The 16,900-nt window shown below is 41.6% G+C and carries 7 protein-coding genes and 4 pseudogenes; 4 read left to right on the top strand and 7 right to left on the bottom strand.

Annotated elements, in window-relative coordinates; all coding sequences use genetic code 11:
* Positions 1-49: 49 nt before the first annotated feature.
* From secDF to NXX38_RS03995, 5 genes and pseudogenes are all read right to left on the bottom strand, one after another.
* Positions 50-3,071: pseudogene (gene secDF / locus NXX38_RS04015) on the bottom strand (protein translocase subunit SecDF).
* A 165-nt stretch (positions 3,072-3,236) separates the two neighbouring features.
* Positions 3,237-5,321 carry a M3 family metallopeptidase gene (locus tag NXX38_RS04010; protein WP_258981863.1) on the bottom strand — a complete coding sequence of 695 codons (2,085 nt, stop codon included), beginning with the start codon at positions 5,319-5,321 and terminating at the stop codon, positions 3,237-3,239.
* 32 nt (positions 5,322-5,353) lie between these two features.
* Positions 5,354-6,438: pseudogene (locus NXX38_RS04005) on the bottom strand (endonuclease/exonuclease/phosphatase family protein).
* Between the two features lie 4 nt (positions 6,439-6,442).
* Positions 6,443-7,347, bottom strand: a pseudogene (locus NXX38_RS04000) (rhomboid family intramembrane serine protease).
* The gene (locus tag NXX38_RS03995) at positions 7,328-8,002 is read right to left on the bottom strand and encodes a rhomboid family intramembrane serine protease (RefSeq protein WP_008776855.1); all 675 of its coding nucleotides are present in this window, start codon (positions 8,000-8,002) and stop codon (positions 7,328-7,330) included. The pseudogene NXX38_RS04000 and the gene NXX38_RS03995 overlap by 20 nt, the downstream one beginning before the upstream one ends.
* A gap of 221 nt (positions 8,003-8,223) precedes the next feature.
* Between NXX38_RS03995 and NXX38_RS03990 the strand changes: the two genes are divergently transcribed.
* A complete protein-coding gene (locus NXX38_RS03990) occupies positions 8,224-8,496 on the top strand; it encodes an HU family DNA-binding protein (protein ID WP_004296482.1) in 273 nt (90 codons plus the stop codon).
* A gap of 83 nt (positions 8,497-8,579) precedes the next feature.
* Positions 8,580-10,397 carry an arginine--tRNA ligase gene (gene argS, locus NXX38_RS03985; protein ID WP_258978640.1) on the top strand — a complete coding sequence of 606 codons (1,818 nt, stop codon included), beginning with the start codon at positions 8,580-8,582 and terminating at the stop codon, positions 10,395-10,397.
* Between the two features lie 116 nt (positions 10,398-10,513).
* Here the strand turns inward: argS and NXX38_RS03980 are convergent, their stop codons facing one another.
* Together NXX38_RS03980 and topA are read right to left on the bottom strand one after the other, a co-directional pair.
* On the bottom strand, positions 10,514-12,541 hold the full coding sequence (locus tag NXX38_RS03980) for an LruC domain-containing protein (RefSeq protein ID WP_258978639.1): 2,028 nt from the start codon (positions 12,539-12,541) through the stop codon (positions 10,514-10,516).
* Between the two features lie 74 nt (positions 12,542-12,615).
* Positions 12,616-14,962, bottom strand: a pseudogene (topA, locus tag NXX38_RS03975) (type I DNA topoisomerase).
* A gap of 337 nt (positions 14,963-15,299) precedes the next feature.
* Here topA and NXX38_RS03970 point away from each other — a divergent pair.
* Both NXX38_RS03970 and NXX38_RS03965 read left to right on the top strand, forming a co-directional pair.
* Positions 15,300-15,905, top strand: a complete 606-nt coding sequence (locus tag NXX38_RS03970; RefSeq protein WP_148365593.1) for a DNA-binding protein — start codon at positions 15,300-15,302, stop codon at positions 15,903-15,905.
* A gap of 56 nt (positions 15,906-15,961) precedes the next feature.
* Entirely contained in the window at positions 15,962-16,861 is a 900-nt protein-coding gene (locus NXX38_RS03965; RefSeq protein WP_143259277.1) for an Rpn family recombination-promoting nuclease/putative transposase, read from the top strand.
* Positions 16,862-16,900: the final 39 nt, after the last annotated feature.

The raw sequence follows: 16,900 nt of genomic DNA, 5'->3' as shown, positions 1-16,900 counted from the left end.
AGCCTCTACCGAATTGTTCGGAAGAGGCTTTTTCTATTTCTGGAATTTATTATTCTTCCGTAGTTACTGGTACAACTTTTTTGTTCTTCATCATGTTGTATGCAATCGGAGATGCAATGAACAGTGATGACAATGTACCGATAACAACACCCAAGATCATTGCGAATGCAAAGCTGCGGATTGAATCACCGCCAAGGATGAAGATACACAGCAATACGATCAATGTACTTAATGATGTATTGATAGTACGTGCAAGTGTAGTGTTCAATGAATCGTTGAACAACTGACGTTTGTCACGTTTCGGATACAGGCCGAAGAACTCACGCACACGGTCGAAGATTACCACCTTGTCATTGATAGAGTAACCGATAGCTGTCAGGATAGCCCCAATGAATGTTTGATCGATTTCCAGTGAGAATGGAACGATGCCCCATAACAATGAGTAAGCACCGATAATCATGATGGTATCGCACGATAGAGCTACGATAGAGCCAATACTATATGCGATGTTGCGGAAACGGATTAAGATATACAGACCGATAGCAATCAATGCCAATACTACAGAATAAATAGCACCTGTCTTGATATCGTCTGCGATACTTGGACCCACTTTTTGAGAACTTACAATACTACCACCTGTGTGATTATCACGGTCGATAAAGGTAGCTAGAGTGATGTTTTGAGTCAGCACAGGTTTCAAAGTCTCATATAAGTATGCTTCGATTTGAGAGTCAACATCGTTTCCTGCATCTTCAATACGGTAGTTGGTACTGATACGTACAGTTTTCTTGTCTGTACCGATAGCGATAACACTAACGTTAGCATCACCGAACTTGCTGGAGATCAATTCACGAATCTGTTCGGGTTCCTACCGGATTCTCGAATTGTACTTTGAAATTACGTCCACCGGTAAAGTCGATACTCTGACTTAAACCACGCATGGCAAATGAACCGATACAAACGAGGATGATGGCTACAGTGATGATAAGGGATTTTTTGTTTGTTCCCATAAAATCAAAACGTGTGTTGGTCATCAAGTTTCTTGAAACAGGGGTTGTGAATGTAAGGTTCAACAGTTTGTCCTTGTTCATGAAGTGTTCGTAAACTATACGAGTCATGAACACAGCGGTGAAGAAGGATACCAGAATACCGATAATCAATGTCGTGGCAAAACCACGGATCGGACCGGTACCGAAGTTAAACAGAATGATACCTGTGATGATGGATGTCAGGTTCGAGTCGAAGATAGCGGAGAATGCGTTGGAATAACCGTCAGCAAGTGCTTTCTTCACACCTTTACCCGCACGAAGTTCTTCTTTTGTACGTTCGTAGATAAGTACGTTCGCATCCACTGCCATACCTAGTGACAACACCATACCGGCAATACCGGACATTGTCAATGCTGCCTGGAAGGAGGAGAGGACACCTAATACGAAGAAGAAGTTCAGGAACAATGCACCATTGGCAATCATACCCGGTATGAAGCCGTACATCATACACATATAGATCATCAACAGAATCAGAGCCACTACGAATGAGAATACACCTGCATTGATAGATTCTTGACCCAATGACGGACCAACGATATCTTCCTGTACGATGTGAGCCGGAGCCGGCATCTTACCTGATTTCAATACGTTTGCCAAGTCTTTTGCTTGTTCAGGGGTAAAATGACCTGTAATCTGTGAACGTCCACCTGTGATTTCAGAGTTTACGTTTGGTGCAGAATATACATAGTTATCAAGAACGATAGCAATAGAACGGCCGATGTTCTGTTTGGTCAACTGTGCCCAACGACGTGCACCGTCAGAGTTCATTGTCATGCTGACAGCCGGTTTGCTGTATTGGTCGAATTCGTCTTTCGCATCTGTTACTACATCGCCTTCCAACGGAGCTTTGCCGTTACGTTCGGTAGACTTGATAGCATATAATTCGAAAGTCTGTCCTTTCTTGTCAAATTCAGAAGGAGAAACACCCCATTTCAGACGAAGGTCTTTCGGGAGTTCTGCTTTAACTTCCGGCATAGCCAGATATTTGTTGATATCAGCAGTATCTTTGTAGTTAGCGTAACCGATGACAGGACCTTGTCCGCTAGAGTTTAATTGCAGGATAGCCAGCAGAGGATATTGTTTTTTAATTTCTGCTAGGTTGGCTGTTGAATTCTCTTCAGCAACTGCATCTCCTTTCAGGGCAGCAGCAAGACTGTCGGCAGCACTTACGCTTTTCTTGGCCGGAGTAGCTTCTGCAAGCGGAGCTTCTTTGGAAGAATCTACAGCGGCAGAGTCTACATCTGTCTCCTGTGCCAATATAGCGCGCAATTTAGCGTCTGCAGATTGCATGGCAGGAAGAACTTCTTTAGCTGTATAAGTTTCCCAGAATTCCAGGTTAGCAGAACCTTGGAGAAGTTTTCTCACACGTTCCGGCTCTTTGATACCCGGCAATTCCACCATGATACGCCCCATTTTGTCTTCCAGGCTCTGGATGTTCGGCTGAACAACACCGAAACGGTCGATACGGGTACGAAGTACGTTATATGAGTTCTCAACAGCAGCTTTTACTTCTGTTCTCAATACTTTTTCAACTTCTGCATCCGATGATTTTTGGTTAACTTTGTCTTTCAACTGTTGTGTTGCGAAGAGTTCGGAAAGTTTTGCGTTAGGAGCAGCTTTGTGATATTCTCTAACAAACAGGGTGATGATATCGTCCTGGCTGTTGACAGCCTGTTTTGCAGCTTCTGCCAATGCATTGTTGAAAGCTTCATCCGGCTTGTTGTCAGCCAGTGCTTTGATAACATCAGGTACAGATACTTCAAGGATAACGTTCATACCACCCTTTAGGTCCAAACCTAAACTAATCTCCATCTCACGACATTGTTTCAGCGTCCAGTTACCCAACCATACTTTCTCATTGGAGAGAGAGTCGAGGTAGTCTTGTTCCACTTTCGGGTCACCGTTCGCAACTTCTTTCGCCTTGTTGGTATAATGGCGTGTTACGAAGGAGAAGGAAAGGTAGAACAAACATACCAATGTGAGTAGTACCGCAAAAACCTTTACAAATCCTTTGTTTTGCATTTTACTTTTAATTTATGATGATTACTTTTTTAATTTAATTTTCAGTTAAATTCTGTCGTACACAAGTTCTTTTTGCCGTATACAAGGCTGCAAATATAGTTTTTTTTTCACATTTATATGTAAGAAGCCCTCAAATATTTGATGTTTAAGGGCTTTTTTGCTGAATTATTTCATTCCTCTGTTTTTCAGTAGTGGTTCCAGGCTTGGTTCCGTTCCACGGAAATTTTTATAAAGCACCATCGGGTCTTCGCTGTCTCCCTTCTCCAATACGTTATGGCGGAACAGGTCGGCGGTGTTTTTATCAAAGATTCCGTGTTCTTTGAAAGCTTCGAAAGCATCATTGTCCAATACGTTGGCCCATAGGTAACTATAGTATCCGGCCGCGTATCCGCCAATGATATGGTTGAAGTAAGTCACACGATAACGCGGTGCTATTTCGGGAATCAAATTAAGCTTGTCCATCGCTTCTTTTTCGAATGCAAGCATATCCGGATTCTTTACATCTGTCATCGTGTGCAGGTTCATGTCGAGGATAGCGGCAGCCAGTAATTCGGTGGTCATGAAGCCCTGGTTGAAAGTTTTCTGTTGCAGTATCTTCTCGATGATTTCGTCGGGTATCACTTCTCCTGTCTGATAATGTTTGGCATACATTTTCAGCACTTCCGGTTCAGTCGCCCAGTGCTCGTTGATTTGAGAAGGAAGTTCTACAAAGTCACGTACCACATTGGTTCCTGATGTTCCTTTGTATTCACATTTGGTCAGCAGTCCGTGCAGGGCGTGACCAAATTCGTGGAACAAGGTTTCCACTTCATCCATGGTCAATAAAGAAGGAGTGTCGCCTACCGGCTTGGTAAAACTACAAACATTGCATACCAACGGACGGGTTGTTCCACATTGCTCACGGTAGTTGCTCATCCATGCACCCCCGCTTTTCCCGGAACGTGGGAAATAGTCTACATAGAAGATACCGAGCTGGGATCCGTCTGCATCTTTCACCTCAAAGACTTCTACATCCGGGTGATAAGTCGGTATGCCTTCCAGTTTGCTTAGGGTGATGCCATATAATTTGTTGGCTACGGCGAAAGCACCATCGCGTACATTTTCCAGTTTGAAGTAAGGTTTTGTATCTTCTTCTGACAGATTGTATTTTTCTTTCCGCAATTTTTCGGTGTAATACCACCAGTCCCATGCTTCCAACTTTTCTCCTTTTCCTTCCTTGTCCATTAACTTTTGGAGTTCGCCAGCTTCTGTTTTCGCTTTGGGGAGTGCATAGCTCCATAGATTGTTCAGAAGGCTCATTACGTTGCTGGCGTTCTTTGCCATGGTTTCATCCAGGACGAAGTTTGCGTAACAGTCGAAACCTAATAAGTTCGCTTTTTCCAGGCGGAGAGAAACGATTTTGCGGATATTTTCCTTGTTGTCATTTCCATCGTTGTTGTTGCCGCGGTTGATATAGGCTTTGTATATTTGCTCCCGGAGAGGGCGATTTTCTGAATATTGCAGGAAAGGCAGACGGCTGGCGTTGTGCAAGGTGAACAGCCATTTTCCCGGTTGTCCGGCTGCTTTCGCTTCTTCAGCGGCACTTTGGCGGAACCATTCAGGCAATCCTGCTAGATCTTCTTCCTTGTCAACGAAAAGTTGGAAAGCATTATTCTCATTCAACACATTGTTGCTGAAAGTGATACCAAGTGTAGAAAGCTCCTTGTTGATTTCGCGGAGGCGAGCTTGATCTTTTTCGCTAAGGTTTGCTCCGGAACGGACAAATCTTTTATAAGTCTTGTCCAGCAGACGTTCTTGCTCCGACGTCAGATTCAATGAATCTTTCTTTTGGTAGACATCGTTCACCCGTTTGAATAGTTTCCCATTCAGGGAGATATTATCATTATGTTCCGAAAGAACCGGTGCCAGTTTGATGGAAAGTGCGGTCAGCGAATCAGTAGTTTCCGCATCTGTCATATTGAAGAAAATGGCGCTTACCCGGTCTAAGATAGGTGCGCTGTTATCTAAAGCTACAATCGTATTTTCGAATGTCGGAATTTCCGGACTTTCGATGATGGCTTCGATGTTTTGATTCTGTTCTTCTATACCTTTTAAAAAGGCAGGTTCATAGTGCTCTAATTCAATCTTGTCAAAAGAAGGAACACCATACTCGGTTTGAAACTCTGTAAAGAAAGGATTGCTTTCTGTTTTCGTAGCACAGGAGTACATCATACAACTTACTGCTAAAATGGTTAGTGTCTTTTTAATCATCATAAGTGTTTTTTTATTAGAGTTTTCAGTTCTCATCGTTTACTGATATAGCACCAGATCGGGTAATGGTCTGATGCCTTGATAGACCGGTCTACGGTGCAATTGTAGGCCTTCAGGTTGGGACTGATCAAGATGTTGTCTATGCGGAAATAGAACTTGTTCAGATTGTAGGAGATCCCCAGACCTTTGCCGGATTGTGTGAATGCGTCGTCCAGCTCTTGAGTCAGGATGCGGTGTGTGTACGAAATGGAACCATCGTTGAAATCACCGCATACGATGGTTGTCGGGTATTTACTTTCGGCAATGACTCTCGCCACGGAATCTGCTTGTGAAGCCCGAATGGCCGATGCTTCCGCTAGTTTTCTTATTAACTGTCTGAGTCCGGTTTTTACTTTCCTGGCATTCGGGTCTTTAATCATATCTTCATAAATCCCTCTGTCTTCTTTGGTGAGTTTGTTAGATTCCAGATGATTGTTGATTAATGTAAGAGTGTCGTTATTCACATTCAGTACATATCTCATGGAACCGTTATAATTGCTTTTATATTCGATAGGATGTGTCGAAAGTATAGGGAATTTGGAGAAACAGGCAAGCTGAACATCTCCTTTTCCTTGCTGGTGGATGGATTGGTAAGGATAGGCCTTCAATGCTTTTTTACATCCTGTTCTGTCAGATACTTTTTGTTGGTAGCAGTGTTATATTCTTGCAGACAGATAATATCGGCATTGCTATCTGCAAGATAAGACAATATCGGGTTCTTTCCGCCTTTCTTCTCCAGATTGCTGAAACTCATTACATTGTACGACAGGATTTTGATGCTTCCTTCCGGAATAGTTTTAGTGGTGGAGTTGAAAGGGATATAAGTCCGTATCTGTGGAATACAAATGAGAAGGCCAATGGCGGGCAAAAGAGCATAGCGGTAATTGACGAATGCCCAGAAACCGATAAAAATTAGATTAATAGTCAGGAATATCGGAAATGCAAGTCCCAGACTGGAGGCAAGTGGATTTATTTTCGGGTTAAGGTAAGGGCTATAAGCACTTAATATCAACGTTCCCACAAAGAGAGCGTTGACAGCAAGTATCAGATATGTGACAAATTTGCCAATATGTTCCATTCTTTTATCTTTTGCTTGCGTCGAACAAGCTTTTCTTTTCTTCTGTTGTCAGACTGTCGTAGCCGGATTTTTTAGTTTTTCCAGGATACGGTCTACTTCATCAGACTGTGCTTTCTTTTGAGCGTTGTAATCATAATCCTTCTCACGACCGGTAGCACTGTTGCCATAGTGTACTTTCATTTTCGGTTTCCGTTTCCATGTTTTTTTCTGAAACAGGGAGATGAAACCATCCAGAATCCAGTTGATCCAGGAAGTTAAATCAGTTCCTTTGCTTAGGCTGGCGGCAAACCAAAGTCCTGCAAGGGCACCGCCTAAGTGGGCGATATGTCCTCCGGCATTGCTTGAGGTAATGGACAATACATCAATTCCGATAACGATCAGTGCCAGGTATTTGAGACGGATGGCACCGAAAAGAAAAAGTTGTACCCTGTAATTAGGCTCACGATAAGCTGTGGCAGCTACGATGGCTAACACGGAGGCCGATGCTCCTACTAATGTTGCCCCCGCTACTTGCGAGCTGAATAAAGGAAATACATTGTAGGCAACCATATACAGCAACCCTCCACAAATACCTCCCAGTACGTATAAACCTCTTAAATGTTTTGCCGAGAAAAAGTAGAGAAACAAACTTCCGAACCAATACAGCCAAAGCATATTGAATAGAATATGCAGGATGCCGGCATGCATAAACATATAAGTAAATAACGACCACGGCTGATGAATAAATCCGATAAAGGATGCCGGCAGGGCAAATATACCGAATATATCGGGGGTGCTTACTTCAAACAGTCGCAAGAAAACGTTGATCAACGTGCCGATTACAAAGATGCCTACGTTGATATAAATCAGTTGGATAAAAATATTTCCTCTTCTGAATGTCTCCTTTAAATCAGCTATAATATGTCCCATTGTTATTGCTTTTTTTTCTCCAGTACAAAATCAGGATCAATCCGAACAGCATTCCTCCCAAATGTGCAAAGTGAGCGACATTGTCTCCGGCGCTATTGGCAAGTCCTGACCATAATTCAATTGCGGCATATCCTATAACGAAGAACTTCGCTTTGATAGGAAAAGGCAGCGGGAAGATAAACAACCGGTTATTGGGAAATAACATACCGAATGCCAGCAATATGGCGTAAACGGCTCCCGAAGCACCTACGGTGGTCATCATGTTCAGATACTCTTCCATTGGGATAACGCCTGTACCTATATTCACTTGTGCGTAGTGACTAAGTTCCGTTACATATTGAATATACTGTACTCCTTCTTGAATAAGTCCCGCACCGATACCGCATAGAATATAGTAGAAGAGGAAACGTTTGGGGCCCCAGGTTTGTTCGAGAATCGGTCCGAACATAAAAACGGCAAACATATTAAAGAAAATGTGGCTGAATCCGCCGTGCATGAACATATAAGTGATTAGCTGCGCCGGATTAAAGTCACTTGCAAGGAAAAAATGTAATCCCAGATAATTCGTTAAATCCAGACCGTAACGTTGGGCTACGATTGTTCCGAAAAATACTAGTACATTGATAATTATCAGGTTTTTAGTTACAGTTGGCATCATTTTAATTTCTGAATATTTAGATAATAGACGCAAAAGTACGAATAAATTCTGTTTTAAAGCATGAAAAATGCTTCCTATTAGCTCTTTTTCAATAATTTGCTGCGTTTTTTTTATGTTTTTATTTGATATGTTGTTTTGTTCGGCTATATTTGTGAAATCAATCCATTGTGGGATAATCTTTTGTGTAACATATATATTAATTAATCATTTTACGTATTATGAATAAGTCTGATCTTATTAGTGCAATGGCTGCCGAAGCTCAAATGAGCAAAGCCGATGCAAAAAAAGCACTTGATGCTTTCATCACTTCAGTTACTAACGCTATGAAAGCTGGTGACAAAGTATCTCTCGTAGGTTTTGGTACTTTCTCAGTAAGCGAAAGAGCTGAAAGAACTGGTATTAACCCTTCTACAAAGGCAACTATTACTATTCCTGCTAAGAAAGTAGCTAAATTTAAAGCTGGTGCTGAATTATCTGCAGCTGTTGAATAAGATAGATAGTTGAAAGAAATTAAGAGAGGAGACGTGATGCGTCTCCTTTTTTTGTATCTTTGCGCGCAAGAAATAACTTGATTATGAAGATAGAAGATAAACTTGTAGTGTCCGTTATCAGCGGACTCAAAGCACTTTACGGTCAGGAAGTCCCTGAAAAGATGGTGCAGTTGCAGAAAACGAAGAAAGAATTTGAAGGACATTTGACGTTGGTGGTATTTCCTTTCCTGAAGATGTCAAAAAAAGGACCGGAACAAACGGCACAGGAAATTGGTGAATATCTGAAGGTAAACGATCCGGCTGTAGCAGCGTTTAATGTGATAAAAGGCTTCTTGAACCTGACTATTGCATCGGCTACATGGATTGAGTTGCTGAACGAAATCCAGGCAGATGAACAGTACGGCTTGGTGCAGGTTACTGATGCTTCTCCATTGGTGATGATTGAGTATTCTTCTCCGAATACAAACAAACCGCTTCACTTGGGACACGTGCGTAATAACCTTTTAGGCAACGCATTGGCTAACATTGTAGCGGCAAACGGCAATAAGGTAGTCAAAACAAATATTGTAAACGACCGTGGTATCCACATCTGTAAGTCCATGCTGGCATGGAAGAAATACGGAAACGGTGAAACTCCTGAAACTTCGGGTAAGAAGGGTGACCATCTGGTAGGCGATTATTATGTATCTTTCGATAAGCATTATAAAGCGGAAGTAAAGGAGCTGATGGTTAAATTTACAGCGCAGGGAATGAGTGATGATGAGGCGAAGGCAAAGGCTGAAGCTGAATCTCCGTTGATGCAGGAAGCCCGCGAAATGCTGGTGAAGTGGGAAGCCGGTGATCCGGAAGTACGCGGATTGTGGGAAATGATGAACAATTGGGTATATGCCGGATTCGACGAAACCTACAAGAAGATGGGTGTCAGCTTCGATAAGATCTATTATGAATCCAATACTTACCTCGAAGGAAAAGAAAAGGTTATGGAAGGTCTGGAAAAAGGTTTCTTCTACAAGAAAGAAGACGGTTCCGTATGGGCCGACCTGACTGCCGAAGGACTGGATCATAAACTCCTTCTCCGTGGTGACGGTACTTCTGTTTATATGACACAGGATATCGGTACGGCTAAACTTCGTTTTGCTGATTACCCGATTAATAAGATGATTTATGTAGTAGGTAACGAACAGAACTATCACTTCCAGGTGCTTTCTATCTTGCTCGATAAACTTGGTTTCGAATGGGGTAAGAGTCTGGTACACTTCTCTTACGGAATGGTGGAACTGCCGGAAGGTAAGATGAAATCCCGTGAGGGTACGGTAGTTGATGCTGACGACTTGATGGAGGAAATGATTGCCACTGCTAAAGAAACTTCACAAGAACTTGGAAAACTGGATGGTTTGACACAGGAAGAAGCTGATGATATTGCCCGTATTGTGGGGCTGGGAGCATTGAAATATTTCATTCTGAAAGTCGATGCCCGTAAGAATATGACATTCAATCCGAAAGAATCTATCGACTTCAATGGTAATACAGGTCCGTTTATCCAATACACCTACGCACGTATCCAGTCTGTACTTCGGAAAGCTGCCGAATCAGGTATCACAATTCCTGAACAGATTCCGGCTGGTATTGAATTGAGTGAGAAGGAAGAAGGGTTGATTCAGATGGTTGCCGACTTTGCTGCTGTTGTAAAACAAGCTGGTGAAGATTACAGCCCGTCTATTATTGCCAATTATACTTATGACTTGGTGAAAGAATACAATCAGTTCTATCATGACTATAGTATTCTGCGCGAAGAGAATGAAGCGGTGAAAGTATTCCGTATCGCTCTGTCTGCTAATGTGGCTAAAGTCATTCGCTTAGGAATGAATTTACTGGGTATCGAGGTTCCTTCCAGAATGTAAGACTTTCTCTGAATAAAATATACTTTTGCGGGGTTTCTTTTATATAAAAGGAACCCCGCATGTTTTATTCTCCCCATCCAATATCCGGCCTGCTCTTATTTAAATCGTATTAATCTTTATTTGTACCAATCTTTATTTTGTTTTCCATTCGATGATACCCATCCTGCGAACTTAGGATATGATTGATCGATTCGTTTCCCTTCCTCCGGAACCGGGAGATTACTTACCGGCATATTGATAGCAAACGGCATCAAGTCTGCTGAAACATAATACATCCCTTCTTCCGGTCTGTAGATGTCTTTTCCGGTTCCCAGTATTGATAAGTCGGCTTTGTCAGTCGGGGGGTAATTTATCAGATGTAATTCTTTGCCTCTACCCTCATTGGAACTGATGAAGATAAACGGATTGTAAGGAGGTACCACATCTTTCTCACTGGCTCCATCAAGCGTGATGGTTACAGTATATTCTTTCTTTGATTCATCAGTGACGTTTTTGAATTTGGTCATGTCGTCATACAACAAAATGGTTGGGTGAGACTGTCCAGGCTCTGTTTCTTTTCCTTCCATGTATATAGAACTTGATAAACCATTGGCATCAGGCCCCGTTATTTTTACACTCTTGACATTGCTGTTTGAGAGCTTGTGGAATTGATATCCAAATCCGTTTTGCAGATAACCTCCACAGTGCTGTAAGATAAACTTGTCTTCTATTTCGTAAATGCGATTGTCGAGAGCGTTTCGGGTCATGGTACTGGTGTACTTTACCATTACGTCATTCATATCGTAATCACCTAACTTAGGCCATAAATCTTCAAAAGCCAGTGTGCCGGAATAAGAAATTTTATATTGCTCAGGGATTGCTTCGGGGTCCTCAGGCAGTGAAGGCAATGTCGGGTCAATCGCATTCTTTTCTGACGTATGAATATAGAATATGGCATCTGCATAATCAAAGTCAGTATTATCTTCAAATCCTACCGCTACAATCTGCCCGGACTTGGAATCACGGAGAGATACGGTTCTTTGTGTATTATTCGTGTTTAGATTCCTGGTGGAGTAGCGTGCTCCCATACCTTTTATGATATCACCCACTTTGTCTTTATCTGTTTCTGAGGTGAGTTTGCTCTTGAATCCCATACCTTGCAGGCACCAGCCAATTGTGACTCCGGCGGGAAATTTGTCCTCGTATTCTTGTGTAGCTTCATTCCAATATTTGAGTTTTATTTCTTCGCCACACACTAATGCTCCTACTCCTAAAGTCTTGTAAATAGGAGAGGTGTTTGGAAATGCGATTATTTGTTTTATATCACTTGCGCTCTGGGGCGGATTATCGGTCGGATAGGTATAATATCCAACTGTATTGTACCATGCAGCAGAGCTGGTTATAAATACGAGGCTCACTTCGGTCGGGTTAACAATTGGAATATCTGAAGTCATTTTAATGGTACCATCAAAAAACTCCGGATAATTCTGACTGATGTTCATAACCTTGTTTTTGCCGTTTTCATCTTTGACTGTAACCTTTCGGAAAACATACTTGATGTTGTATAGTACGTCTGCCGGCGGTATATTTATTTTAGGTTCCAGGTTGGTTGGTCTTCCTCTGTCATCCCAGTCTGCATCGGGAAGAACATTCCATTCTTTTAGATAGGTATGTTGGTTCGTGGTTACTCCTCTGGTTTTTGATGCCGTTTGTGAACGTAAGGCAGCGATATATGCATCTTGATTAAATAAAAGCCGATGACTCTCGTCAATCGTTAGTTTAAGAGGAGATACGGTAGCTAAATAATCCGATGATAACCATACTTCCGAGATGTCCGCCGAGATATTATTCATCTCCCCGCTGAATTTGCCATCTTCATCTGTAACTGCGCGGTAGATAGGCTCTATGTCTTTTTTGGACACGGTGCCGTCAGTTGAGTATTCAATGGGATCTTGATCGTAAACATCAAAAAGGACACGATAATTTTCGCTTTTAAAACAATAATCAATATCCAAAGCAACAGCTTGGGTCATGTTGAAGTCGAAGTATGCTTCTTTTGGCATATGTCTTCTCTCCCAGGATAAGTCACGCTCTTTGTCCATGCAACTGATGGAAGATATGATAAGTGCTCCTATCATTAAATACTTTAAATTTGTTTGCTTCATAAGTTTGTGTATTAAATAGATAAAGAGCAAATATATACATTTAATTATATAATTTGCTCTTTTTCTGTTTTTTTTTATTTCTTTTTTGCGAATCGTCCTTTTTTTGTGGTCGCTGGTCCTTTTTCATCTTGCAATTTGATGAGTTCCAAACAGCTAGCCAAACTCAAATCCTGCGGGACGATATCTTTAGGTATTTTATAATTGGAACCCTTATAGGTAATATAAGGTCCGTAACGTCCATTCAGAATCTCAAGTTCCGGCTCCTCTTCAAACGTCTTGATGTGGCGTTCCGCTTCCTTCTGGCGTTTCTCCAGAATCAACTGTTCTGCCTCTTCCAAAGTAATTTCCATCGGGTCAAGTGTTTTCGGGAGCGATACATATACCTTATTATGCAGGACATACGGACCGAAACGGCCTACGCCTACACTGACTGATTTTCCTTCATATTCGCCCAGTGTACGAGGTAATTTGAATAATTCCAGTGCATCTTCCAAAGTGATGGTTTCCATGGATTGACCTTTTTTCATTTGTGCAAAGCGTGGTTTTTCTTCATCTTCTACAGTACCAATCTGTACAACAGGACCGAAGCGACCAATCTTAACAGAAACAGTCTTACCTGTTCCCGGTTCTTCTCCCAGAATACGTTCGCCTACTTTATGTTCCGTCTTGATAGCCAATGTGTTTTCTACAGACGGATGGAACTTATCATAGAAATTCTTCATGATAGAAGTCCATTTCACTTCTCCTTCTGCAATCTCGTCAAATTCCTTTTCTACGCTGGCGGTAAAGTTGAAATCCAGAATGTCCGGGAAATATTCGGTAAGGAAATCATTTACCACAGTGCCGGTGTCTGTCGGGAATAACTTCGCCTTTTCTGCACCGGTAATTTCAGTATGGTTTTCATCCTTAATCTGACGATCTTTCAATGTCATGACATTAAACTGCCGTTCTTCCCCGTCTTTATTACCTTTTTTCCACATATTCGCGTTGCTGGATGGTAGAGATAGTAGGTGCATACGTAGACGGACGTCCGATACCCAGTTCTTCCAACTTGCGTACAAGACTTGCTTCCGTATAGCGTGGAGGACGTTGGGTGAAACGTTCTGTTGCGGTGATAGGGCCGTGTTCCAACTTCTGACCTTTTTTCAGAGGAGGAAGCAGGTGGCTCTCATCTTCCTGTTCGTTGTCATCGTCATAAGATTCACGGTATACACGCAGGAATCCGTCAAACTTAATCACTTCACCGATGGCTGTAAATACATCGCTGCTGCCACTTATTGTTATGGTAGCAGTTGTTTTTTCCAGTTCCGCATCTGCCATTTGTGAGGCAATGGTACGTTTCCATATCAAGTCGTACAGTTTCTTTTCCTGTGCTGTTCCTTCAATGGACTGGTTTTCCATATAGGTAGGACGGATGGCCTCATGCGCTTCTTGTGCACCCTTAGTCTTTGTTTCGAAATGGCGGGGATGTACGTAACGGTCGCCCATCATTTTAATGATAGCGTCTTTACTACCTGCTGTCGCAAATTCCGAGAGGTTGACAGAGTCCGTACGCATATAAGTGATGAATCCCGATTCGTATAAGCGTTGCGCGAGCATCATGGTCTGCGCTACGGTATATCCCAGTTTACGTGCGGCTTCCTGTTGCAACGTAGATGTTGTGAACGGAGCAGGAGGTGTTTTCTTGACCGGGCGGGTAGTGATATCGTCGATAGCAAAGCTTGCTCCCTGACATGCGTTGAGGAAAGCTTTTGCTTCTTCTTTTGTTTTGATACGGCGAGCCAGTTCAGCTTTCATTTCCACCAGTTTTCCGTCCGTGTCCGGAACGAGGAATACGGCAGTGATACGATAAGCAGCTTCCGTTTGGAAAGCATGTATTTCACGTTCACGTTCAACGATCAGGCGGACAGCAACTGATTGAACACGTCCGGCAGAAAGTGCCGGTTTCACTTTTCTCCAAAGTACGGGCGAGAGTTCGAAACCTACGATACGGTCCAGAATCCGTCGTGCTTGCTGTGCATTTACGAGATTGAGGTCTATGTCTCGTGGTTGTTCAATCGCTTTTAAGATAGCGCTTTTCGTAATTTCATGAAATACGATTCGTTTTGTGTTTTCCGGTTTTAGTTTTAAGACCTCATAAAGATGCCAGGCAATCGCTTCTCCTTCGCGGTCCTCATCGGATGCGAGCCATACGGTTTCTGCGTCTTTAGCTTCTGTCTTCAGCGTGTTAACCAGAGCCTTTTTGTCTGCCGGAATTTCGTAGCTGGGTGTAAAATTCTTCTCTACGTCGATGCTGAATTCTTTTTTCTTCAGATCACGTATATGTCCGTAACTAGAAAGGACTTTAAAATCTTTCCCAAGAAACTTTTCAATCGTTTTTGCTTTTGCCGGAGACTCGACAATGACAAGGTTTTTCTGCATAATTCTTTCTTTTATAATGGCTTGTACCACAATATTCGGGGACAAAAGTAAAAAAAAGATTCTCCTTACCTTATAATATAAGGAGAATTTAATAAAATCTTAAGATTTACATTTTATTGCAGGAAATAAAATATCAATTGGTATAGGTTAGTTTCTCTATATTCTACGTACATTTGTCTCATTAGTAAGTTGGTTTTCGTTTGACTTAAGTTGAACTATCGCTTGACTTAACTAAAACTATCGCTTGACTTAAGTCGAACGAAGATTCAATAGCATGATAAATAATTAATAATAGGGAAGTGGAGTTTAATCTTTCCTAATGAAATACTAATAGATAATGAGTGTAAATTATGATCTTTATGAGACTCCCGATCTCACAAAAAGTGGGGAAGAACAACCTTTGCATGCACGTGTCGTTTTGAAGGGAAGTTATACAGCCGAAGAATTTGTAGAACAAGTGACTGCATTTCAGCATATGCCTCATGCACAAGTGGTGGGTGTCATAGAAGCTATTTCGAAAGAATTGAGACATTTGCTTTTGAAGGGATTTTCCGTTGAATTGGGTGATATTGGCTATTTTACTCTTTCTTTGAGTGTGAACAAAGAAGTGACTGATTCAAAAGACTTGCGTTCACCGTCAGTATCTCTTAAAGATATTAATTTGAGAATCAACCGTCAGTTTAAGAAGGATATTGAGACTGAATTGGTATTACAACGTTATCATTCGCCTTTTCGTGTGAAGAATCTATTGGCAGAAGAAAAGTGCTTGCAGCGACTTAATAAATTCTTGGAAAAGAATCCATGTATTAACCGGCAGGATTATGCCTTACTTGTTGGAAAGACAAAAACACAGGCATTGCAGGATATTAATGCATTTATTGAAAAAGGAATTTTGAAAAAATATGGTTCAGGACGTTCGGTCGTATATATTAAGGCTGGATGAACCATTTTATCGGATATATACTTGATATTAAACATTTTCTGCTTACCTTTGTTTGCATGAAAAAAGAAAATGGGAAAGGAGACGAACCTATGGCCAGTAATTATATTCGTTTCGATTGGGCTATGAAACGCTTATTGCGTAATAAAGCCAATTTTGCAGTTCTTGAAGGCTTTCTGACTACTCTTCTCAATGAAAAGATTGTCATTCAGAAATTGTTGGAAAGTGAGGGTAATCAAGAAGATGAGTTTGATAAGTATAATCGTGTTGATATGCTTGCGGAGAACTCTAAAGGAGAACTTATTCTGATTGAAGTTCAGAATAACAATGAGTATGCTTATTTCCAACGTATGTTGTTTGGTACTTCTAAATTGGTGACCGAGTACATCAATCGTGGAGAAGGTTATGATAAAGTACGTAAAGTGTATAGCGTCAATATTGTCTATTTTTCATTAGGCAATGGAAAGGATATAGTATATCATGGTAAAACGGAATTCAGAGGGATTCATCAGAATGATGTACTGGAGTTGACTCCGTTCCAAAAACAGACGTTTAAGGTCGATGCTGTCAGCCAGCTTTATCCTGAATATTATATACTAAAGGTGAATGACTTTAATCAGGTTGCCAAGAGCCCGTTGGAAGAATGGATTGGCTATCTGAATACAGGTGATATTCCTGATAGTGCTACTGCTCCCGGTTTGACGGAGGCTCGTGAACGATTGAAACTTGATAAAATGACGAAAACCGAACTTGAAGCATATTATCGTCATTTGGATAATATTGTAATATTGAAAGATAATATATTAACAGAACGTGCGGAAGGTCGTGCGGAAGGTCGTGCAGAAGGTCGTGCGGAAGAAAAAAAAGAAACAGCACGTAATATGAAGATTTTGAATATTCCTATTAATACTATTTCACAGATAACAGGTCTGTCGGTAGAAGAAATACAAGGCTTATAAATCTATTGGTGGCGGATTTGTGGTGGAGACAACGGAATA

Source organism: Bacteroides sp. BFG-637 (assembly GCF_024793605.1).
Taxonomy (GTDB): Bacteria; Bacteroidota; Bacteroidia; order Bacteroidales; family Bacteroidaceae; genus Bacteroides; species Bacteroides vicugnae.
This window is presented reverse-complemented; position numbering and strand designations above follow the sequence as displayed.